Source organism: Burkholderia sp. AU17457 (assembly GCF_002223255.1).
GTDB classification, from domain to species: domain Bacteria; phylum Pseudomonadota; class Gammaproteobacteria; order Burkholderiales; family Burkholderiaceae; genus Burkholderia; species Burkholderia sola.
This window is the reverse complement of record NZ_NKFB01000004.1, coordinates 539,218-561,943: the sequence shown is the minus strand read 5'-3', so window position 1 is coordinate 561,943 and position 22,726 is coordinate 539,218. Positions and strand designations below refer to the sequence as shown.

Sequence of the window (22,726 nt, the reverse complement as noted above, 5' to 3'; positions counted from 1 at the left end):
CCCTCTAGAATCGACCGCAGCCGCCTGTCAGCCGCGCGCCGCGGCGATGACGTGCCCATTGATCCGACTGTCGAGGAAGCTTTCGTGCTCACGTCCCTGATCCGGCGCGCATCGGCCGCGCCGTCGTGGCGCGCCGCATGCCGCCAGGCCCGCGCGCTGGTCGTTTGCGCGCTGCTGCCGCTCGCCGCGTGCGCGACGCATCCGCCCGCCACCTCGCTCGATCGCCCCGTCTCCCACGCGTTGTCGGCCGATACCGCGACACCGTTGCGCGCCGCGCTGGCCGCGCCGGAAGCCGCGCATCCTGGGCAGTCGGGCTTCCGGCTGCTGGCCGACGGCGCCACCGCGTTGCAGATGCGCATCGCGCTCGCGCGGGCGGCGACGAAGACGCTCGACATGCAGTACTACATCGCGACCGAGGATACGACCGGCAAGCTGCTGCTCGGCGCGGCGCTGTACGCGGCCGATCGCGGCGTGCGCGTGCGGATGCTGGTCGACGACCTGAACTTCGACGATATCGACCGCGTGATGGCTGCGCTCAATACGCACCAGAACATCGAGATCCGCGTGTTCAACCCGTTCGGCGCATCGCAGCGCGGCGTGGTCGAGCGCACGACCAACTTCTTCACGCGAATCGACAGCTTCACGCGCCGGATGCACAACAAGGCGATGATCGCGGACAACCAGCTCGCGATCGTCGGCGGCCGCAATCTCGGCGACGAATACTTCAGCGCGAGCCCGACGCTCCAGTTCCGCGATCTCGACGTGCTGGCGGCCGGCCCCGTGACCCACGACATCTCGAAGAGCTTCGACGACTACTGGGCGAGCGCGAGCAGCTATCCGCTGCGCGTGCTCAATCATCAGAGGTTCGATCCGAAGGATCTCGATGCGATGCGCGACGAGCTGCGCGACCACTGGCGCAAGAACGCCGATCCGTACAACGCGAAGCCGCTGAACGCGACGCCGCTCGCACGGCAGATCGCGCGCGACGAACTCGAACTCGTGTGGGCGCCGGCCGAATTCAAGGTCGATGCGCCGACCAAGGTCGCGCGGCCGACCGGCACCTACGTGAGCCCGCCGATGCAGCGCCTGGCCGAGCTGACGCGCGGCGCGCAGAAGGAATTCCTCGCGTTTTCGCCGTACTTCGTGCCGCACGACGCCGGCGTGAAGATCCTCGGCGATACGGCCGCGCGCGGCGTGCGCGTCGCGATCGTCACGAATTCGCTCGCGGCGACCGACGCGGTCGCGGTGCAGGCCGGCTATGCGCCGTACCGCGTGCCGTTGCTGCAGCGCGGCGTCGAGCTGTACGAATTCAAGTCGCAGCCGGACCAGCAGCCCGCGCGGCTGTTCGGGTCGCGCTCGCGCGCGAGCCTGCATGCGAAGGCGTACGTGATCGACCGGCAAATCCTCGTGATCGGCTCGCTGAACCTCGACCCGCGTTCCGCGTACCTGAACACCGAGCTCGCGCTCGTGATCCACAGCCCGGTGCTCGCGCAGCAGGCCGCGGCGATCTTCGCGCGCGTGACGCAGCCGGACGAAAGCTACCGCGTCACGCTCGCGAAGCGGACCGACGGCAGCCCGCCCGTGCTCGAATGGACGGGCACCGAAGGCGGCCAGACGACCACCTATCACGTCGACCCGCATGCGGGGCTGCTGCGCAACGTGATGACGGGCATTTTCACGCTGCTGCCGGTCGACGACCAGTTGTAAGGGCGGGAACGGCTCCGGCAAAACCCGCGATACCGGTGCGCGGGGAAAGATGATATGGTTGTGCGCGCAACTATATGGGTGTCGTGAAGCGTGCCGGCGGATCGCTCGCGCAATGCGGGCCGGAACGGCGCGCCGTACGTGCGCCATACGCGCCGCACGCACCGCTTGCGGCGCCGGCAGACGAGGACGATGCGCACCGCCGCTCGCCGTGGCCGCGCGCCGCCGCAACCGGAGTTCCCCATGCAACGTGTACCGAACCAGCCGTTCACGCGTCCCGCGCGCTTCTCCGAAGCCGAATGGCAGGCGCGTGTGCAGCTCGCGGCCGCCTACCGCATCTTCGATTATCTGGGCTGGACCGAGCTGATCTACAACCATATCTCGCTGCGCGTGCCGGGCGAGGACGGTCATTTCCTGATCAATCCGTTCGGGCTCCATTACCGCGAGGTGTGCGCGTCGAACCTCGTGAAGATCGACATCGACGGCAATGTGATCGGCCATTCCGACTGGCCGATCAATCCGGCCGGCTTCACGTTCCACAGCGCGATCCATGCGGCGCTGCCCGATGCGCACTGCGTGATGCACGTGCACACGACGCCGACGATGGCCGTGTGCTGTTCGCGCGACGGGCTGTCGTTCTCGAATTTCTATTCGGCGCAGCTGTACGGGAAGATCGCGTACCACGACTTCGAGGGCATCACCGTGCATCTCGACGAAGGCAGGCGCATCGTCGACAGCGCGGGCGGGCGGCCCGTACTGCTGCTGCGCAACCACGGACCCGTGACGATCGGCGCGACGCTCGCGCAGACGCTTTCGCTGATGTGGCTGCTCAACCGTGCGTGCGAGGTACAGGTCGCGACGCACGCGATCGGCGATGCGCTGCCGATCGCGCCGCCCGTGCTCGAAGGGTGCGTGCGCGATTCGCTGAATTTCGATCCGAAGCATGGCGCGGGGCAGGACGCGTTCGACGCGCTGCAGCGGATCGTCGACCGGATCGATCCGGGTTACCGCGCGTGACGCGGACGGCGCCCGGTGCGTGCGCCCGTCAGAACCGGTAGCCGAGACCGGCCTGGATCACGTCGGTGTCGCGGTCGTAGCGCGTGACCACGCGGTTCCATGTGATGCGCGTGAGCCAGCGGTCGGAGAGCCGGTAACTGGCCGAGATCGACACGATGCCGGACAGGCGGCCGTCGCCGGGGCCCGGCTGGCCTTCGCGGTTGCGCTGGTTGACGGTGAAATACGCGCCGGCGCCGGCCGACAGCGTGACCTTGTCGTTCAGGAACGCGCGCGTGAGCCACAGCTCGGACGCGATCCCGTTGCGGCGAACCGCCTGCTTCGCGCCTTCGTACATCCATGTCGCGGTCCAGTCGATCGAACGCGCGAGGCCGCGCCGGTATTCGACGCTGCCGCCGAGCGTCGACGGCGACGAGCGGCTGTTGAGAATCGTCTCGCCGAGCATTGCCGTGACTTCGTTGTGCGTGACCTTGCGCGTGCGCGGCAGTGCGGTGTCGCGCGGGCCCGGCGTGTCGGGCGCATCGAGCTGGTAGCCGATGCCGAACATCACGGACGTCGTGTCGGGGCCGCTGAACACTTGCGCGCGGTTGACCTGAAGCTGCGCGATCCAGCGGCGCGACGTGTAGTACGCGGCACGCACGCTCATCAGCACACCCCAGCCATGCGTGTTCGAATAACTGCGCGAGTCACCGCCGCCTTCGCCGGCCGGCACCGTGTCGAAGTAGCGATACGGGCCCGCGCCGGCCGACAGCACCAGCCGGCGATGCTCGAGCGGCATGCGGCCCCAGAACTGCACCGCCTGGCCATCGCGATGGTGATTCGGAATATGGCCTTCGTTGTACCACGTGAAGCCGAGCGCGGTATGCGCGCTCAAGCCTTCCTGGTAATCGAACGCCCACGAATACGTGCGCTGCCCTCCGCCCCACAGCGGGCCGGCGAACAGCGAGAACTCCTGCGCGTCGACGGGCGCGCCGTAGAGGGCAGCGACGGAGCAGAGACTCGCCAGCAGCGGGCGAACACGGACGGGGCGGGGCGGGCAGGGCATCGGGAGACGGGCCGGCACGGTTCACTTTCCAGTCACGACAGCACGCGATCATTTTCCTGCGCGGGACAACGCGTGTCGACCGGGGTTCGCGCAATAACGTATTACACGCATCGTGACAACATGCGGGGTACGCGGTCGGGTCCAGGCAACCGTCGGTACGCGCGTCGGCCGCGACCGGAGCGAGACGAAAAACGATTCGTGATGCTCGATATTCCGGAAAGACGCATTCGCGCGCGGCATGCCGCTTGTCGCCAACGACGCAAAAAAAACGCGGCCGGGCGGCCGCGTGAATACTCGCAGACTCCTTCGGACGAAGGAAACAAGCAACTGTGAAACGAAGTGTAGCGAAAGGCCGTGCAGGGATTCAGCGGGCATGCTGCAAAGGTGTCTTCCAGGTTTCGGCAGGCTGCCCGGATCGACCGCAATCGACTACCATCCAGTGACGCGCCGCCGCCCGGGCGGCGTACCACGTCGTACAAGGAGAATCCATGCTCAAGCTGCGTTTGCTCCAGGTCGCGTTATTCGCGGGCGTGCTGGCCGCCGGCAGCGCCGCTGCCGAAACGGTGCGCTTGTCCGCCAGTCTGCAGCCGTCGAGCGAAGTGCCACCGACGGCGACCAAGGGCTCGGGCGCCGTCGCCGCCACCTACGACACGGCCACCCGCATGCTGCAGTGGACGGTCACTTACGAACACCTCACGGGGCCGGCCACGGCCGCGCATTTCCACGGGCCCGCGCCGGTCGGCCAGAACGCCGGCGTGCAGGTGCCGATCCCGAAGGACGAGCTGGCGAGCCCGATCAAGGGTTCGAAGGCGCTCACCGACGAGCAGGTCACCGATCTGATGGGCGGCAAGTGGTACTTCAACATTCATACGAAGGAACACCCGGCGGGCGAGATCCGCGGCCAGATGATGCCGGCGAACTGAGCGCCGGCGTTTGATGTAGAGGCACCCGTCGAGCGACGCGGGAGCGTTCGCACGTACCATCGTCACACTGCGATGACGGAGTGCGTCCGATGAGTTGGCAAAGCAAGTTCGCCTGCTGGCTGCTGCGCTGGCAGTTTCGTCCCGAAACCACGCGCGAGGTGCTCGACCCCGCGCGTGCCCGGCGCTTTACCGACCTGCGGATGATCGTGCCGCGCCGCCCGCCGTCGGGCTACCGGCTGCGCCAGTGCTACGGCCCGGGCGACGCGCCGCTGCGCGGCGAATGGCTCGAGCGCACCGATTCGGGCGCGGCGCGCGGGCCCGCCCGCACGCTGCTGTATTTCCATGGCGGCGGTTACTACTTCTGTTCGACGAAGACCCACCGGCCGCTGGTGTTCGGGCTGACGAAGCGCGCGGGCGTGCGTTCCTTCTCGCTCGACTACCGGCTCGCGCCCGAAAACCGCTTCCCGGCCGCGCTCGACGATGCGCTCGCCGCGTACCGGCAACTGCTGGCGCTCGGCACGCCGCCCGAGTCGATCGTGTTCGGCGGCGATTCGGCGGGCGGCGGCCTCGCGCTCGCGACGCTCGTCGCGCTGCGCGATCGCGGCGAGCCGCTGCCGGCCGGCGCGATCCTGTTCTCGCCGTGGACGGACCTGGCCGGCACCGGCGACACGATGCGCAGCAACGACGGCCGCGACCCCATGTTCGCGGCCGCGGCGCTGCCGAAGGCCGCGAAGCTGTATCTCGGCGACGCGCCGGCGACGCATCCGTACGCATCGCCGCTCCATGCGGACTTCGCGGGCTTGCCGCCGCTGCACATCCAGGTCGGCAGCACCGAAGTGTTGCTCGACGATTCGCGCCGCGTCGCCGACAAGGCGAAGGCGGCCGGCGTTCAGGTGGAAATCGAGGTGTGGCCCGACATGCCGCACGTGTGGCAGCTGTACGCGCCGATGGTCCCGGAAGCGCGCGACGCGCTCGACCGCGCGGCCGCGTTCGTGCGCCGCGTCGCGGTCGAGCGCGCGGTTCAGCGTGCGGGCGAGGCGTCGATCGTCTGATAGGCAGCCTTGACGGCCACCGAACCGTACTTGCGTTCGAGCCGACGCACGGTGAAGTGGCCGTGCGCCATCTGCTGGAAGTGATCGATGAACAGCGTGTTGACGGTCGCGCCGAGCACGGCGCCGATCGCCGGGATCGACTTCGCGGCCATCTGCTCGGTCACTTGCACCGAGAAGCGCGACGCCACCGTCTGCACGAGCTTGAACACGGCCGCCGAGCTGTGCGCGGCGATACCTTTGGTCGTGATGTCCGACGACGCCTTCGAGATCGCCTGCGCGAGCGCGCCGCGCAGCACGAAATAGCCGAGATCGGCGTCCTCTTCCTGCTTGTCCGGGTTGCCCCCCATGCCGAGCACGGCCAGGCATTGCAGCTGCGTATCGACCGACGTCAGGTCTTCGCCTTCGCTGCGCGCGATGTCGCACACCGAGCGGAAGATCAGCGTGGTCGTCACCGGCAGCTCGACCGGCAGCGCGAGAAAGCCGAACGCGCCGCCCGCCGCGCCGGTCGTCGCGACCGCGAGCTTGTGCAGCAGGTTGCTCGGCTTCTCGGGCTCGGCGTCCGGCGCCTGCGGCTTGCCGAGCGTGCGCAGCGCGATGTTCAGGCACTTGCGCAGCGCGAGCTGCGTCGCATCGTTGATCTTGCCCGTCGCGAAGTCCGGCAGGCGCGCGATCATTTTCTCGACCGGCGCGCCGAGCACGCCCGTCAGCTTCATCGTCAGCGACGGGCTTTCCAGCACCTGCTTCGCGCGGCGCAGCGCGTCCCGATCCTCGGCCGACAGCGTCGTGGCGGGGGAAATTGAAATCGGTTCCATCTCTCTCCTTGGCGTGAACGGGCCCTGAACCCTCGCCGGCCTAGATTACTCCGGCATGCTAGAATTTTGAGATTATTTGACCCGGCAAACGTTGTATCGACAAAAAATGGCCGTCCATACTGCCGCCCACCATTCGAGCGGGCAAGTCCTGCCGTTCCGCGAATCGCTGCTCGCGATGATCGGGATCTCGTTCGTCACCATGCTGGTCGCGCTGGACCAGACGGTCGTCGGCACCGCGCTGCCGACCATCGTCGCCGAACTTCGCGGCTTCGACCTGTATGCATGGGTCGCGACCTCGTACCTGCTCAGTTCCGTGATCACGGTGCCGATCTTCGGCCGGCTCGGCGACTATTACGGACGCAAGCCGTTCGTGATCGCATCGATCGTCGTGTTCACCGGCGCGTCGGTGCTGTGCGGAATGGCCAACGACATGCTGTCCCTCGTGCTCGCGCGCGGGCTGCAGGGAATCGGTGGCGGGATGCTGGTCGGCACCGCGTTCGCATGCATTCCCGACCTGTTCCCCGATTCCGTCGTGCGGTTGCGCTGGCAGGTGCTGATGAGCTCCGCGTTCGGTATCGCGAACGCGGTCGGGCCGTCGCTCGGCGGCTTCCTGACCCAGTCGTTCGGCTGGCGTTCGGTGTTCTACGTGAACCTGCCGATCGGCATCCTGTCGTTGATCTTCGTGTGGCGCTACCTGCCGCACCTGCGCCATGTCGAGCACGATCGCAAGATGCGGCTCGACTGGCCGGGCGCGCTCCTGATCGCGCTGTCGCTCGGCGCGCTGCAGCTGTTCGTCGAATGGCTGCCGAAGTACGGCGTCGCGAGCTGGGCGTCGCTGCTGCTCGTCGTCGCGGTCGCGGCGGGCATCGGCCTGTGGCACTGGGAGAAGCGCTGCGCGCAGCCGATTCTGCCGTTCGACATGTTCGGCAACCGCGCGCTGTCCGCGCTGTTCGTGCTCGCGATCCTCGCCGGTTTCTCGATGTTCTCGCTGCTGTTCTACGCGCCGCTGCTGTTCCAGGGCGGCTTCGGGATGTCGCCGAAGGAGGCGGGGCTCGTGATCACGCCGCTCGTCGTGTTCATCACGATCGGCAGCATCATGAACGGTCGCGTCATCACGCGCATTCGCAACCCGAACACGATGCTGCACGTCGGCTTCGTGCTGTTCGCCATCGCGTGCGCGGGCATCGTCGTGTCGACTCACGCGACGCCGACCTGGATGCTGATGGCGCTGATGGTCGCGGGCGGCATCGGGCTCGGCTTCGTGCTGCCGAACCTCACCGTGTTCGCGCAGCAGACGGCCGGCCGCGAGCACCTCGGCATCGCGACCGCGCTGCTGCAGTCGCTGCGGATGGTCGGCGGGATGCTCGGCACCGCGCTGACGGGCACGCTGGTCAATCAGATGTATTCGAGCGGCGTGCGCAATGCGCTGTCGGCCGACCAGGCGATGCAGTGGCACGCGCGGCTCGCCGATCCGCAGATCCTGATCGATCGCGCGGCGCAGGGCGGTCTCGTCGCGGAGTTGACGCGTGCCGGGCATAATGGCGCGCTGCTGCTGGAAGCGGCCCGCGAATCGCTGGTCGGCGCGATTCACCTGGGCGTCGCGATGGCGGCGGTCGTCGCCGTGGTGTCGGTGTGGCAGTGCCGTCGCGTGCCGCCGATCGCGCTGCGGCGCAAGATCGAACCGCACGTCGCGGCCGATTGACCGATCGGGCGAGCGATTCGACGACTCAACGATTCACCGGAACGAAATCAGCGCATGGAAGAACAGGACCGCGTCGCGATCTTGCAGCAATTCGGACGCACGTATCGCGCGTTCATGACCGCGTTCGAGGCGCACGTCGGGCAGCCGATGCCGCGCTGGCGCATCATGGTCGCGCTGCACACGATGGACGGGCATGCGTCGCAGAAGAAGCTCGTCGAAGTGCTGCGCATCGATCCGGGCGCGCTCACGCGCCAGTTGAAGTCGCTCGACGCGCTCGGCTGGATCGAGCGCGAATCGGACGCGCGAGACAACCGCGTGACCAATGTCACGCTGACGGACGCAGGCCGCGCGGCGTTCGACGCGTGCCTGCCGCGCCGCAAGGCGTTTCTCGAACAGACGATGGCGCAGCTGCCGGACGACGTGCTGAATGCGCTGTCGGGCGCGCTCGCGATGCTGGAATCGCGGATCGCGGACGTCGGGTCGACGCCGGTCGCGCGTTGATGCGCACGGCCGGGCGGCGTGTCAGCGCCGCCGGCCATCGCTTCATTTCACCCTGATTGGGTGCAGATTTACAGCTCGATGCGCGTGCCGAGCAGCGCGAGAAACTGCGCGAGCCAGGCCGGATGCGCGGGCCAGGCGGGCGCGGTGACGAACGGCGCGTCGGTTACGGCCGCGTCGACCGGGATGTCCGCGTACTCGCCGCCCGCGAGCTTCACCTCCGGCGCGCAGGCCGGGTACGCCGAAATGCGCTTGCCGCGGATCACGTCGGCGGCCGCGAGCAGTTGCGCCGCGTGGCAGATCGCCGCGATCGGCTTGCCGGCCTCGGCGAACTCGCGCACGAGCGAAATCACCTTCGGATCGAGTCGCAGGTATTCGGGCGCACGTCCGCCCGCGATCGCGAGCGCGTCGTAGCGCGCCGCCTCGACGTCGTCGAACGCCGCGTTCAGCGTGAAGTGGTGGCCGGGCTTCTCGGTGTAGGTCTGGTCGCCCTCGAAATCGTGGATCGCGGTCTTGATCTTGTCGCCCGCGCGCTTGCCCGGGCAGACTGCATCGACGTGGTGGCCGACGGCCTGCAGCGCCTGGAACGGCACCATCGTTTCGTAGTCTTCGGCGAAATCGCCGGTCAGGAACAGGATCTTCTTCGCGGCCATGGCTTTCTCCAGTGAAGCAGCGTTGAAGGCCCGGTCGCGCCGTGCATGACGGCCGCGACCGGGCCCGAGGACGAAAGCGCAGTGTACTCCGGTGGATTGAACCGCGCGTGACGGCCGCCCCGCGCGAGCGGCAGGGCGGCGCCGCGCGCGGCGCGCGTCAGAAGAAGGTTTCGACGACTTCCGTCACGCGGAACTGCGGATCGAGCACGAGCACCTGGCGCCACTTGTCGAACGTCAGGCACGGGTGCGAGATGTCGAACGCGACCATGTCGCCGACCTTCACGTCCGCGCCCGGCGGGATCTGCAGGTAAGCGTGCTGGTCCATCATCCCGGTGACGGCCCAGCCTTCGGCGGCGGCGACGTCGCGCGGCGCGGTGTCGCGGCCCGGGCGGAAATGGCGCGCCGGCTCGGGCAGGCCCGCGTCGAACGCGGCGTCGCGCTTGCCGAGCGCGACGATTGCGCGGTCGGCTTCCGGCACCGACTGCACGTACGCCCACAGCTGCAGCGCCGGCAACAGCCCTTCGCCCATCGAGCGGGCGATCGGGTTGCGCGCGAACACGTCGGTCTGCGCCTTCTTGTAGATGCCGACATCGTGCGTCAGGTAGCAGCCCGGACGCAGCACGACTTCCGCGAAGCCCGCGTCGGACGCCTTCCTGAATTCTTCCGCGACCACGTCGTACCACGCCGAACCGGCGCCGGACAGGATCGCCGGCGTGCGCGCGAAGCGGCCGGCTTCGGCCAGCTCGCGCGTGAGGGCGACCGCCTGCTGCAGGAACGCGCGGATCTCGCCTTCCTCTTTCAGCACGCCTTCATAGAGCTCGATGCCGGCCAGCTTCAGCGTGTCCGGATAGCGCGCGATCGCGGCCAGCACGGCCTCGCGCTGCGCGGCATCGCGCACGCCCGCGCGGCCGCCCGGCACGCCGAGCTCGATCAGCACGTTCAGCGATTTCTTCGCATCGCCGAAGAACCGGCCGAGCTGGTCGACGCTCTCCGCGGAATCGACGAGACAGAAGAATTCGAAATCGGGATCGGACAGCAGCCCCGCGATGATCGTCATGTTCTGGCGGCCGACCAGCTGGTTCGCGAGCAGCACGCGCCGCACGCCGCCGTGATACGCGGCCTGCGTCTGGTGCGCGGTCGCGAGCGTGATGCCCCACGCGCCGGCGTCGAGCTGGCGGCGGAACAGTTGCGGCGCCATCGTCGTCTTGCCGTGCGGCGCGAACTTGACGCCGTATTTCTGCACGAACGCCTGCATCCAGTTCAGGTTGTGCTCGACGCGATCCTCGTAAAGCACGGCGGCCGGCAGGCTGACGTCTTCCGCGAGCAGGTTCCATTCGAGCCGGCCGGCGTCGCCGAGCGGCACGCTCGCGCTCGGCACATTGCCCAGGCCCTTGCCGAACGGATCGATCGTCGCTTCCTGATAGTTTGTAACTTTCATGTCATCCCGCTCCATCATCACTATGCATTGCACTGAAGTTGACATGCAGATGGTACAGAAAGTAGCATCGGCGCGGTGATGTTATTTAATAACATCAAGTCCCGCACCCTTTTCCGTCGATGAATACGCCCGCTTCCCCGTCCGCTCCGACTGCCGCCGAGCCGCATCCGGCTCAGGCCGCCGCCCCGGTCCTCGACATCGTCGCGCGAATCGCCGAGTGCGCGCCCGAGTTGCGCGAAGCCGAGCGCAAGGTCGCCGCGTTCATCCTCGCCGACCTCGCGCGCGCCGCGCATGCGAGCATCGGCGCGCTCGCGCGCGACGCGGAGGTCAGCGTCGCGACGGTCACGCGTTTCGCGAAGGCCGTCGGCTGCCGCGACGTGCGCGAACTGAAGGTGCTCGTCGCGCAGGCGGCGGCCGTCGGCCAGCGCTTCCTGGTGCCGTCCGACGACGCGCCGGCCGACGACGCGAACCCCGCATCGATGGTCTACGACGAGATTCGCGTGGCGCTCGCGCACAACCACCAGTTGCTGCGCAACACGTCGTTCGACGCGGCGGCCGACCTGCTCGCCGGCGCGAAGATGACCTACGTGTACGGGCAAGGCGGCGGCTCGACCGCACTCGCCGACGAGCTGCGCTTCCGGCTCGTGCGTTTCGGCCGGCCGGTCGCGAGCTACCAGGACAGCCTGCTGCAGCGGATGGTGGCCGCGACGCTGTCGGGCGACACCGTCGTCGTCGCGTTGTCGGTGAGCGGGCGCGTGCCCGAGCTGCTCGAAAGCTGCCGGCTCGCGAAGCGCTACGGCGCGAAGCTGATCGCGATCACCGCGCCGGCGTCGCCGCTCGCGAAGCTCGCCGACCACCTGATTCCCGTCGTCGCGTTCGAAACCGATTTCATCTACAAGCCGTCGACCTCGCGCTACGCGATGATGATGGCGATCGACGTGCTCGTCACCGGCGTCGCGTTGCGGCTCGGTGATGCGGGCCGGGAATCGCTGCGCCGCATCAAACACGCGCTCGATGCGCACCGCGGCGGCGGAGACCGTCAACCGGTAGGAGACTGACCATGCATTCGCATCCCGAAGCGGCCGATACGCTGATCGTCGGCGCGCAACTGTACGACGGCACCGGCGCGCCGCCCGTCACGCGCGACGTCGCGATCCGCAACGGCCTGATCGCGGCGATCGGCAACCTGTCGAACTGGCTCGCCGAGAACGTCGTCGACGCGAACGGCCGTGCGCTCGCGCCCGGTTTCGTCGACGTGCACACGCACGACGACACGCACGTGATCCATGCGCCGGAGATGATCCCGAAGATCTCGCAGGGCGTGACGACCGTGATCGTCGGCAACTGCGGGATCAGCGCATCGCCGGTGACGCTCGCCGGCGATCCGCCCGATCCGATGAACCTGCTGGGCGAGCGCGGCGCGTTCCGGTACCCGACCTTCGCCGCTTACGTCGCGGCCGTGAACGATGCGCGCCCGGCCGTGAACGTCGCAGCGCTCGTCGGCCATACGGCGCTGCGCAACAACCAGATGGACCGCCTCGACCGCGCGGCCACCGACGGCGAGATCGCCGGCATGCGCGCGCAGCTCGAAGAGGCGCTCGCGAACGGCGCGCTCGGCCTGTCGTCGGGCCTTGCGTACGGCTCTGCGTTCGCGGCGCCGGCCGAGGAAGTGATGGCGCTCGCCGAGCCGCTCGCCAAGGCTGGCGCGCTGTACACGACGCACATGCGCACCGAGTTCGACGCGATCCTCGATGCGATGGACGAGGCCTATCGTGTCGGCCGCCACGCGCAGGTGCCGGTCGTGATCTCGCACCTGAAGTGCGCGGGCCCGTCGAACTGGGGGCGCAGCACCGAGGTGCTCGCGTCGCTCGAAGGCGCGCGCCGCTACCAGCCGGTCGGCTGCGACTGCTATCCGTACAGTCGCAGTTCGTCGACGCTCGACCTGAAGCAGGTGACGGGCGACATCGACATCACGATCACGTGGTCGGAGCCGCATCCGGAAGTCGCGGGCAAGCTGCTGAAGGCGATCGCGGCCGACTGGGGCGTGACCGAGCAGGAAGCCGCGCAGCGCATCCGCCCCGCGGGCGCCGTGTACCACAACATGTCCGAGGACGACGTGCGCCGGATCCTGTCGCATCCGGCGACGATGGTCGGCTCGGACGGCCTGCCGAACGATCCGCTGCCGCACCCGCGGCTGTGGGGCGCGTTCCCGCGCGTGCTCGGTCATTACGTGCGCGACACGAACCTGCTGCCGCTCGAGGAGGCGATCCGCAAGATGACGTCGCTGTCCGCGCGCCGCTACGGGATCGCGAAGCGCGGCGAAGTGCATGTCGGCTACCACGCGGATCTCGTGCTGTTCGATCCGGCGAGTGTGATCGACGCGGCGACGTTCGAGAAGCCGCAACAGCCCGCGCACGGGATCGACGCGGTGTGGGTGAACGGCGTGCTGACCTACGAAAACGGCCAGCCGACCGGCGAGCGCGCCGGCGGTTTCGTCGCGCGCGGCGAGCGTGTGCCGGCGAGTGCCGATGCGGCGTTCTGAACGCGGCGGGTGTTCCGATCTTCCGCGCGTGCCCAAGCCGGCGCGCGCATCCGTAACCGAAATGTGAGGAGTGAAACGATGAAGCGATATGGCGTGGGCGAAGCGAAGGGGACCGGCGGCCAGGTGATGCCGTTTGCACGTGCGGTCGAGGCCGACGGCTGGCTGTACGTGTCGGGCCAGACGCCGATGGTGAACGGCGAGGTCGTCGAAGGCGGGATCGTCACGCAGTCGAAGCAGACGATCGAGAACGTGATCGCGATCCTGAAGGAAGCCGGCTACGGCCTCGAGCACGTCGTGCGCTGCGGTGTGTGGCTCGACGACGCACGCGATTTCGCGTCGTTCAACAAGGTGTTCGTGTCGTACTTCGGCGAGAACCCGCCGGCGCGCGCGTGCGTGCAGTCGAGCATGGTCATCGACTGCAAGGTCGAGGTCGATTGCATCGCTTACAAGCCGCCGGTGAAGTAACGCGGCGAGCGCGGAAGCTGTATAACAAGGCCGGTGCATGGACGTGCACCGGCCTTGTTGCATTTGAGGCAGTCGATGCGAGGGCGAGCGGGTGGGCGAGGGCGTTCAAATACAACTCGGTTGAAGTAGGTATGGGCGGCACCGGAATTTTGCATTGTGTGACGAAGTTTTCCAACGGATCTCAACGCGACACGCCCGTCTGAGCGGGCTGCGACAGCAAGCCGCGGATGCATGGCGCGAGTCGCCGGCTACAACCGCCTTTCGATCCAGAGGGCAAGGTGTTTTGATGGAAAACGTGCGTTGGGATGAGATCGAGGTCTTCGTCAGATCAGAGGTAGGGCTTGGCAAATCGACGCCGTTGTCCGCCGCCACGAGGCTTTGGGAGGATCTTGGCCAGACCGGCGACGAAGCCGACGATTTCATGGGTCGCCTTTTCGCGCGGTTTTCCGTCGATGCCGGCGACTTCGATTTTCACCGGTATTTCCTGATGGAGGGCGAGGGAGGGCTTTATTCGTTGTTCCGCCGATGGGTGCTCCGAAAACCACTCGCTCTCGAACGGGAACCGATCACGCTGGCGATGCTGTACCGCGCAGCGGTTGAACGGAAATGGGATGCGCGGCAACTGGCCGAGCTATCGTGAAGAGTCGAGTGGGCAGATGCGCATGACTCCCGGGGAACTGAACGTAAGCGATAGGCGGAAAGCTCGAGGCGATATGCCGTAATCAAACCGGAGGGTATTGGATGTTGTCGATTGATTCCAGTGGAATGGTTGTGACTCCGCGCGTAGTGCGGGCCAGAAAAATCCAAATCGAGCGTGGTGCGATGCAGAGGATTAGTGGGATTGTCGTCCACCAAACAGGTGGTTCAACCGCGGCTTCTGCTCTCAGCAGCTATCAGAACGCGTCGGCCACTGGCGCGCATTTTCTGATTGAAAAAGATGGAACGATTTATCAGACGGCGTCTTTGAAGAAGCAGACTTGGCATGTTGGTCGAATCAAGGCGCGCTGTGTTGCCGAAATGCGTTGCACGCCCCTCGAACTGGAGCAACTTCGCCGTTTTGACCCGCGCGGGGAAGACCGGCGGGAGATGCGCAAGGCGGTCCCGGACCGTTATCCTTCCAATACAGACAGCATCGGGGTGGAACTGGTCGGTGAAGCTCTGCCGTTCAATGAGCCCAACCCTGATCGACGAAGCTACGTCGCGGCGCCCGAGGCTCAGAATGATTCGTTGCAATGGCTCATCCACGCCCTTTCGGTAACGCTAGGTGTTCCGATGACGGAGGTTTTTCGTCACCCGGTAGTATCGCGGAAGAACCGGACGGAGGCGGCTAGGGTGCAATGGTGAATCGGATCGCAATTTTGATGTCGGCACTCGTGCTCAACCACGGTGCGGTGGCGGACACGCTGTCCAGCAGAGTATCGCCTGGCGGCGAGGTACCACCTGTTGTGCCGGAGTCAGTCGATATCGTGAAGAACGGTGCGTGGTCGGCCGACATCAGCGGGGACGAAACGGCGGATATGTGTCGTACGTTCGTTCTTCGGCGTGCGGATGTCAGCGTGTTTTTCAAGCGTGCGGGCCGCGTAACGGAACGGGCATACAGCCATGACTTGGACGCGGCGCGTTGCTATGCCGAAGGCGAAGCGCGTCTAGCGGGTGGTGGCGCGGCGAAATGGAGGATAGACCAGGCGAGGCGAGGCTTCATTTCCCTGCACGATGGTCGAACAATCTACCTGTATTGTCCGAAGTGCCGAGCCGACGTATTCGCACCGAATTAGAGAGGCGCGCCTTCCGCAAGCAGGCGGTGTTGGCGGCCCCGACATACCCGCCAACACACTCGTTCACTGCCGCGCCGTCCGCGCGTTATCCGGCATCGGTTGGTTGTAGTTCGTGCGGAACGGGTTGATGTCGAGCCCGCCGCGGCGCGTATAGCGCGCATACACGGCGAGCTTCACCGGTTTGCACGCATGCAGGATGTCGAGAAAGATCCGCTCGACGCACTGCTCGTGAAAGCCCGTGTGATTGCGGAACGAGATGATGTAGCGCAGCAGGCCCGCGTGGTCGATCTGCGGCCCGACGTAGTGGATCTGCACGCTGCCCCAGTCGGGTTGGCCCGTGACCGGGCAGTTCGAGCGCAGCAGGTCGGACACGAGCGTCTCCTCGACCGGCGCTTCATCCTCGGCGGCCGACAGCAGCGACGGATCGGGTTCGTACACGTCGGTGTCGAGATCGAGCCGGTCGAGCGACAGCCCGTCGAGCTCGTCCATCTCCAGCTTGCTGAAATCGTGCGCCGACACCAGCTGCACCGATACGCTCGCGCCGCACGCGGCCGATACGTCGCGCTTCAGCACGTCGCGCACCGCGTCGACCGAGTCGAACTTCGACTGCGCGAACGAACCGAGATACAGCTTGAACGACTTCGATTCGACGATGTTCGGCGATTCGGCCGGCACGTAGAACGTCGCGATCGCGACCTGCGGCTTGCCGCGCGCGTTGAGCCACGACAACTCGTATGCGTTCCAGATGTCGGTGCCGAAGAACGGCAGCGCCGACGTGATGCCGAGTTGCTCGCGCGCGCCGGCGCGCGGGATCGGAAACAGCAGCGACGCGTCGTACTGCGCCGCGTAGACGGTGGCCTTGCCGAGCGGGGAATGTTCGGGATTCATCGTGTGACGCCTTTACGACAGGAAGAGGCGGTAAGCCGGGTTGGCGCTCTCTTCGACATACGGATAGCCGAGCGCCGCGAGGAAGCGTTCGAATTCGGCGCGATCGGCCTGCGGCACCTGCAGCCCGACGAGGATCGAGCTGTAGTCCGCGCCCTGGTTGCGGTAGTGGAACAGGCTGATGTTCCAGTCCGGCGCCATCGACGACAGGAACTTCATCAGCGCGCCCGGCCGTTCCGGGAATTCGAAGCGGAACAGGCGCTCGTCGAGCGCGAGCGGCGAGCGGCCGCCGACCATGTAGCGGATGTGTTCCTTCGACAGCTCGTCGTGCGTCAGGTCGACGCTCTTGAAGCCGTGCGACTCGAAGTTCGCGGCGATCTCCGCCGATTCGCCGCGGCGCTTGATCTGCACGCCGACGAAGATGTGCGCGGATTGCGCATCGGCGATCCGGTAATTGAACTCGGTGACGTTGCGGTCGCCGACGAGCGAGCAGAAGCGCTTGAAGCTGCCGCGCTCCTCGGGGATCGTGACCGCGAACACGGCTTCGCGTGCCTCGCCGACCTCCGCGCGTTCGGCGACGAAGCGCATCCGGTCGAAATTCATGTTCGCGCCGGACGTGACCGCGACGAGCGTCTGGTTCTCGATGCCTTCGCGTTCCGCGTACAGCTTCGCGCCCGCGACCGCGAGCGCGCCGGACGGCTCGAGCACGCTGCGCGTGTCCTGGAACACGTCCTTGATCGCCGCGCACAGCGCGTCGGTGTTGACCGTCACGACGCCGTCGAGGAATTCGCGGCACAGCCGGAAGGTTTCCTCGCCGACGAGCTTCACCGCGGTGCCGTCCGCGAACAGGCCGACTTCGCTCAGCTCGATACGCTCGCCCGCGTCCAGCGACTGCGCCATCGCGCACGAATCCTCGGCCTGCACGCCGATTACCTTGATCTCCGGGCGCACCGCCTTCACGTACGCGGCGACGCCGGACGCGAGCCCGCCGCCGCCGATCGGCACGAAGATCGCGTGGATCGGGCCCTGGTGCTGGCGCAGGATCTCCATCGCGATCGTGCCCTGGCCGGCGATTACGTACGGATCGTCGAACGGATGGACGAACGTGAGGTCGCGCTCCTGCTGCACCTTGACCGCATGCGCGTACGCATCGCTGTACGATTCGCCCGCCTGGATCACCTCGACGCTCGGGCCGCCATGCGCGCGCACCGCATCGACCTTCACCTGCGGCGTCGTCACCGGCACGACGATCACGGCCTTGATGCCCATCCGGGCCGCCGAGAACGCGACGCCCTGCGCGTGGTTGCCGGCCGACGCGGTAATCACGCCGCGCGCGAGCGCGTCCGCCGGAATGTGCGCCATCTTGTTGTACGCGCCGCGCAGCTTGAACGAGAACACCGGCTGGTTGTCCTCGCGCTTCAGGTAAACGGCGTTGCGCAGCCGGGCCGACAGGTTGCGGGCCGGTTCGAGTTCCGTCTCGATCGCGACGTCGTAGACGCGCGCGGTGAGGATTTTCTTCAGGTAATCGTGGGATGCCATGGACGCTCGCGTGCAGTGCGGATGCAGACGGTAAAGGGTCAATGATAGCGCCAAGGGTCCGCCCGCACGCAAGCGGCATGCCGGCCGGGCGGTCGTGAGCGGTCGCGTGCGCGTGCGGGCGGGGCATTCGCGCCGCCGGGCGCCGCTTTTTACCGGCGCGCTTGACCGATTTAACCGCACGGTTACCGACCGGACGGACGGCGAATGGTCGGACGAAACCGCGCCGAACCCCGCCCGGCGCGGCGCGCGGCGATAGCCCCACGACCTGTCCGGCGTGTCACGGGCGGCCCGATCATGGGTTAGAATTCCGTTTTGAATCAAGGATTCGGAAGATGCAGAGGCACCCTCGGATCGCACCGTTGAAGCCGACGCCGCGCGCAGCCAGCCCCGCGGCCGAACGGCATGCGCGCCGCGCGCGATCGTGCTGATGGTTCCGAGTGCCGCCAGGCCCTGTCGCCGGCCAGGAGGGGCGAGTCGCCCGCTCCGGCCCCATGAAGGACAGCCGCGCGCCTGGTAACAGAACAGATTTCCCCAAGATTGCGCCCACGCGCTTGCCGACGCCCGTGCACGGGATATCGGCCCTCCGAGTCGTCCGAACATGAACGCACCACAAGTTTTCGATCCGCATGGCGCGGCCGCCGCCGTCGCCGCCGACCCCGCGCCCCGCTTGCGCGAGATTCCCTATAACTACACGTCCTTCTCGGATCGCGAGATCGTGATCCGCCTGCTCGGCGAAGAGGCGTGGGCGGTGCTCGACGAACTGCGCGCCGAGCGCCGCACAGGCCGCTCGGCACGGATGCTGTATGAGGTGCTCGGCGACATCTGGGTCGTGCGTCGCAACCCGTATCTGCAGGACGACTTGCTCGACAATCCGAAACGCCGTGCGCTGCTGATCGAGGCGCTGAACCACCGCCTGACCGAAATCGGCAAGCGCCGCAGCGCCGATCTCACCGCGCACCGCGACGACGCCGGCCGCGAACGCGCATCGCGCGTCGAGATGCTCGAGAGCGCCGCGCAGCGCGCGGTCAACGAATTCGCCGACGAATTCGACAAGATGGCCGAGCTGCGCCGCCGCGCGACCAAGGCGCTCGGCCGCTGCACGCAGAAGGACAACATCCGCTTCGACGGGCTGTCGCGCGTGTCGCACGTGACGGACGCGACCGACTGGCGCGTCGAATACCCGTTCGTCGTGCTGACGCCGGACACCGAAGCCGAGATCGCCGCGCTGATCAAGGCATGCTTCGAGCTCGGCCTGACCGTGATCCCGCGCGGCGGCGGCACCGGCTACACGGGCGGCGCGGTGCCGCTCACGCCGTTCTCCGCGGTGATCAACACCGAGAAGCTCGAACAGCTCGGCGCGGTCGAGCTGACCGAGCTGCCGGGCGTCGCGCACAAGGTGCCGACGATCTTCTCCGGCGCGGGCGTCGTCACGCGCCGCGTCACCGAGGCGGCCGAAGCGGCCGGCTACGTGTTCGCGGTCGATCCGACTTCGCTCGACGCGTCGTGCATCGGCGGCAACGTCGCGATGAACGCGGGCGGCAAGAAGGCCGTGCTGTGGGGCACCGCGCTGGACAACCTCGCATGGTGGCGAATGGTCGACCCGGACGGCAACTGGCTCGAAGTCACGCGCCACGAGCACAACCAGGGCAAGATCCACGACATCGCGGTCGCGCGCTTCGAACTGAAGTGGTTCGACGGCGCGTACGCGCCCGGCGAGAAGCTGCTCAAGACGGAGATGCTCGAGATCGAGGGTCGCCGGTTCCGCAAGGAAGGGCTCGGCAAGGACGTGACCGACAAGTTCCTCGCCGGCCTGCCGGGCGTGCAGAAGGAAGGCTGCGACGGGCTCATCACGTCCGCGCGCTGGGTGCTGCACAAGATGCCCGCGCACACGCGCACCGTGTGCCTCGAATTCTTCGGCCAGGCGCGCGAAGCGATCCCGAGCATCGTCGAGATCAAGGACTACCTGTTCGAGACGTCGAAGCAGGGCGGCGCGATCCTCGCGGGCCTCGAGCACCTCGACGAGCGCTACCTGCGCGCGGTCGGCTACGCGACCAAGAGCAAGCGCAATGCCTTCCCGAAGATGGTGCTGATCGGCGACATCGTCGGCGACGATGCGGATGCGGTCGCGCACGCGACGTCCGAGGTGATCCGGATGGCGAACGGCAAGAGCGGCGAAGGCTTCGTCGCGGTCAGCGCGGAGGCGCGCAAGCGCTTCTGGCTCGACCGCAGCCGCACGGCGGCGATCGCCAAGCACACGAACGCGTTCAAGATCAACGAGGACGTGGTGATCCCGCTGAACCGGATGGGCGAGTACACCGACGGCATCGAGCGGATCAACATCGAGCTGTCGCTGAAGAACAAGCTGCAGCTGGTCGACGCGCTCGAGGCGTTCTTCAAGGGCGGCAACCTGCCGCTCGGCAAGACCGACGACGCGAACGAGATCCCGAGCGCCGAACTGCTGGAAGACCGCGTGCAGCAGGCGCTGGAGCTGCTCAAGCGCGTGCGGGCACGCTGGGAATTCGTGCGCGACCGGCTCGACCAGCCGCTGCGCGAGGCGCAGCACTACCTGGTGCAGCTCGGCTACGAGGCGCTTGCGGAGAAGTTCGCCGATCGCGCGGACGAGCAGCCGGGCGCGACCGTGTTCCACATCACGCAGGACCGCACGGTGCGCATCTCGTGGAAGCAGGAGATCCGCGCGGAACTGCGCGCGATCTTCAACGGCGGCGCGTTCAAGCCGATCCTCGACGAAGCGCAGGCGATCCACAAGCGCGTGCTGCGCGGGCGCGTGTTCGTCGCGCTGCACATGCACGCGGGCGACGGCAACGTCCATACGAACATCCCGGTCAACTCCGACAACTACGAGATGCTGCAGGACGCGCACGCGTCGGTGGCCCGCATCATGACGCTGGCGCGCTCGCTCGACGGCGTGATTTCCGGCGAACACGGGATCGGCATCACGAAGCTCGAGTTCCTGACCGAGGACGAGATCGCCGAATTCCGCGCGTACAAGCAGCGCGTGGACCCGAACGGCCGCTTCAACAAGGGCAAGCTGCTCGACGGCGCCGATCTGCGCAACGCGTACACGCCGAGCTTCGGGCTGATGGGCTACGAATCGCTGATCATGCAGCAGTCCGACATCGGCGCGATCGCCGATTCGGTGAAGGACTGCCTGCGCTGCGGCAAGTGCAAGCCGGTGTGCGCGACGCACGTGCCGCGCGCGAACCTGCTGTACAGCCCGCGCAACAAGATCCTGGCGACGTCGCTGCTGGTCGAGGCGTTCCTGTACGAGGAGCAGACGCGCCGCGGCGTGTCGATCAAGCACTGGGACGAGTTCAACGACGTGGCCGACCACTGCACGGTGTGCCACAAGTGCGCGACGCCGTGCCCGGTGAAGATCGACTTCGGCGACGTGACGATGAACATGCGCAACCTGTTGCGCAAGATGGGCAAGAAGAAGTTCAACGCCGGCAATGCGGCGGGGATGTTCTTCCTGAACGCGACCAATCCGCAGACGATCAACCTCGCGCGCGGCGTGATGATGGGCGTGGGCTACAAGGTGCAGCGCTTCGCGAACGACATGCTGAAGAAGGTCGTGACGAAGCAGACGCAGCACCCGCCGGCGACGACGGGCAAGCCGCCGGCGGTCGAGCAGGTGATCCACTTCGTGAACAAGAAGATGCCGGGCAACCTGCCGAAGAAGACGGCGCGGGCGCTGCTGGACATCGAGGACAACAAGATCGTGCCGATCATCCGCAACCCGAAGTCGACGACGGTCGATTCGGAAGCGGTGTTCTACTTCCCGGGCTGCGGCTCGGAGCGGCTGTTCTCGCAGGTGGGGCTGGCGACGCAGGCGATGCTGTGGGAGGCGGGCGTGCAGACGGTGCTGCCGCCGGGCTACCTGTGCTGCGGCTATCCGCAGCGCGGCTCGGGGCAGTACGACAAGGCCGAGAAGATCGTGACGGACAACCGCGTGCTGTTCCACCGGGTCGCGAACACGCTGAACTACCTGGACATCAAGACGGTGGTGGTGTCGTGCGGCACCTGCTACGACCAGCTCGCGGGTTACGAATTCGACAAGATCTTCCCGGGGTGCCGGATCATCGACATCCACGAGTTCCTGCTCGAGAAGGGGATGAAGCTCGACGGGGTGACGGGCACGCGCTACATGTATCACGACCCGTGCCATACGCCGATCAAGACGATCGACCCGGTGAAGCTGGTCAACGAGCTGATGGGCGCGGAGAAGGACGGCTACAGGATCGAGAAGAACGATCGCTGCTGCGGCGAGTCGGGCACGCTGGCGGTCACGCGGCCGGACGTGTCGACGCAGGTGCGCTTCCGCAAGGAGGAGGAGATCCGCAAGGGGGCGGCGAAGCTGCGCGCGATTCCGGTGGTGGCGGGCGATGCGGCGGCGCCGGCGGCCGCGGGAGCGAACGGCCCGGACGTGAAGATCCTGACGAGCTGCCCGTCGTGCCTGCAGGGGCTGTCGCGCTACAACGAGGACGCGAACCTGGAGGCCGACTACATCGTGGTCGAAATCGCGCGTCAGGTGCTCGGCGAGAACTGGATGGCCGATTATGTCGCACGGGCCAACCATGGCGGGATCGAGCGCGTGCTGGTCTAATGCGGGCATGACGACCGCCCGACCGGGCCGGGACTGAGCGGGCGCCGGCGCAGCC

At 67.1% G+C, this 22,726-nt stretch carries 18 protein-coding genes; 12 read left to right on the top strand and 6 right to left on the bottom strand.

The genetic code is table 11. The features are described 5' to 3' along the window. Positions 1 to 84: 84 nt before the first annotated feature. Together CFB49_RS14915 and CFB49_RS14910 are read left to right on the top strand one after the other, a co-directional pair. Complete coding sequence (locus CFB49_RS14915; RefSeq protein ID WP_089491657.1) at positions 85 to 1,707, top strand: phospholipase D family protein; 1,623 nt, start codon at positions 85 to 87, stop codon at positions 1,705 to 1,707. 240 nt (positions 1,708 to 1,947) lie between these two features. Further along, positions 1,948 to 2,721, top strand: a complete 774-nt coding sequence (locus tag CFB49_RS14910; protein ID WP_089491842.1) for a class II aldolase/adducin family protein — start codon at positions 1,948 to 1,950, stop codon at positions 2,719 to 2,721. A 28-nt stretch (positions 2,722 to 2,749) separates the two neighbouring features. On the opposite strand, the gene CFB49_RS14905 is transcribed toward CFB49_RS14910, so the two are convergent. Beyond that, entirely contained in the window at positions 2,750 to 3,763 is a 1,014-nt protein-coding gene (locus CFB49_RS14905) for a hypothetical protein (protein WP_089491656.1), read from the bottom strand. 488 nt (positions 3,764 to 4,251) lie between these two features. On the opposite strand from CFB49_RS14905, the gene CFB49_RS14900 reads away from it, so the two are divergent. Together CFB49_RS14900 and CFB49_RS14895 are read left to right on the top strand one after the other, a co-directional pair. Then, positions 4,252 to 4,686, top strand: a complete 435-nt coding sequence (locus tag CFB49_RS14900; protein ID WP_089435633.1) for a CHRD domain-containing protein — start codon at positions 4,252 to 4,254, stop codon at positions 4,684 to 4,686. Between the two features lie 89 nt (positions 4,687 to 4,775). Further along, the gene (locus CFB49_RS14895; protein WP_089491655.1) at positions 4,776 to 5,738 is read left to right on the top strand and encodes an alpha/beta hydrolase; all 963 of its coding nucleotides are present in this window, start codon (positions 4,776 to 4,778) and stop codon (positions 5,736 to 5,738) included. On the opposite strand, the gene CFB49_RS14890 is transcribed toward CFB49_RS14895, so the two are convergent. Then, complete coding sequence (locus CFB49_RS14890; protein WP_089435631.1) at positions 5,708 to 6,550, bottom strand: EcsC family protein; 843 nt, start codon at positions 6,548 to 6,550, stop codon at positions 5,708 to 5,710. The two genes, CFB49_RS14895 and CFB49_RS14890, sit on opposite strands and share 31 nt — an antisense overlap. A gap of 106 nt (positions 6,551 to 6,656) precedes the next feature. Here CFB49_RS14890 and CFB49_RS14885 point away from each other — a divergent pair, with 106 nt between their 5' ends. After that, entirely contained in the window at positions 6,657 to 8,252 is a 1,596-nt protein-coding gene (locus tag CFB49_RS14885; RefSeq protein WP_089435630.1) for an MDR family MFS transporter, read from the top strand. Positions 8,253 to 8,306: 54 nt separating this feature from the next. Continuing rightward, positions 8,307 to 8,753: a MarR family winged helix-turn-helix transcriptional regulator gene (locus tag CFB49_RS14880; protein ID WP_069620876.1), complete on the top strand. Its 447-nt coding sequence runs from the start codon at positions 8,307 to 8,309 to the stop codon at positions 8,751 to 8,753. Positions 8,754 to 8,821: 68 nt separating this feature from the next. On the opposite strand, the gene CFB49_RS14875 is transcribed toward CFB49_RS14880, so the two are convergent. Further along, positions 8,822 to 9,403 (bottom strand): DJ-1/PfpI family protein, encoded by a 582-nt coding sequence (locus tag CFB49_RS14875; RefSeq protein WP_089491654.1) that lies wholly within the window; start codon positions 9,401 to 9,403, stop codon positions 8,822 to 8,824. Between the two features lie 157 nt (positions 9,404 to 9,560). Beyond that, positions 9,561 to 10,841 carry an amino acid deaminase gene (locus tag CFB49_RS14870; RefSeq protein ID WP_089435628.1) on the bottom strand — a complete coding sequence of 427 codons (1,281 nt, stop codon included), beginning with the start codon at positions 10,839 to 10,841 and terminating at the stop codon, positions 9,561 to 9,563. Between the two features lie 119 nt (positions 10,842 to 10,960). Here CFB49_RS14870 and CFB49_RS14865 point away from each other — a divergent pair, with 119 nt between their 5' ends. From CFB49_RS14865 to CFB49_RS14845, 5 genes are all read left to right on the top strand, one after another. Further along, the gene (locus CFB49_RS14865; protein WP_089435627.1) at positions 10,961 to 11,899 is read left to right on the top strand and encodes a MurR/RpiR family transcriptional regulator; all 939 of its coding nucleotides are present in this window, start codon (positions 10,961 to 10,963) and stop codon (positions 11,897 to 11,899) included. A gap of 2 nt (positions 11,900 to 11,901) precedes the next feature. After that, positions 11,902 to 13,383: an N-acyl-D-amino-acid deacylase family protein gene (locus tag CFB49_RS14860; RefSeq protein ID WP_089491653.1), complete on the top strand. Its 1,482-nt coding sequence runs from the start codon at positions 11,902 to 11,904 to the stop codon at positions 13,381 to 13,383. Positions 13,384 to 13,461: 78 nt separating this feature from the next. Next, positions 13,462 to 13,848, top strand: a complete 387-nt coding sequence (locus CFB49_RS14855) for a RidA family protein (RefSeq protein ID WP_050016655.1) — start codon at positions 13,462 to 13,464, stop codon at positions 13,846 to 13,848. Between the two features lie 286 nt (positions 13,849 to 14,134). Beyond that, complete coding sequence (locus tag CFB49_RS14850; RefSeq protein WP_089491652.1) at positions 14,135 to 14,488, top strand: DUF1493 family protein; 354 nt, start codon at positions 14,135 to 14,137, stop codon at positions 14,486 to 14,488. A 101-nt stretch (positions 14,489 to 14,589) separates the two neighbouring features. Next, the gene (locus tag CFB49_RS14845; protein WP_089491651.1) at positions 14,590 to 15,192 is read left to right on the top strand and encodes a peptidoglycan recognition protein family protein; all 603 of its coding nucleotides are present in this window, start codon (positions 14,590 to 14,592) and stop codon (positions 15,190 to 15,192) included. 494 nt (positions 15,193 to 15,686) lie between these two features. Here the strand turns inward: CFB49_RS14845 and queF are convergent, their stop codons facing one another. Both queF and ilvA read right to left on the bottom strand, forming a co-directional pair. Then, positions 15,687 to 16,511: an NADPH-dependent 7-cyano-7-deazaguanine reductase QueF gene (queF, locus tag CFB49_RS14840; protein ID WP_089491650.1), complete on the bottom strand. Its 825-nt coding sequence runs from the start codon at positions 16,509 to 16,511 to the stop codon at positions 15,687 to 15,689. Positions 16,512 to 16,523: 12 nt separating this feature from the next. Then, entirely contained in the window at positions 16,524 to 18,047 is a 1,524-nt protein-coding gene (ilvA, locus tag CFB49_RS14835) for a threonine ammonia-lyase, biosynthetic (protein ID WP_089435846.1), read from the bottom strand. A gap of 598 nt (positions 18,048 to 18,645) precedes the next feature. On the opposite strand from ilvA, the gene CFB49_RS14825 reads away from it, so the two are divergent. Next, complete coding sequence (locus tag CFB49_RS14825; protein WP_089491649.1) at positions 18,646 to 22,671, top strand: DUF3683 domain-containing protein; 4,026 nt, start codon at positions 18,646 to 18,648, stop codon at positions 22,669 to 22,671. Positions 22,672 to 22,726: the final 55 nt, after the last annotated feature.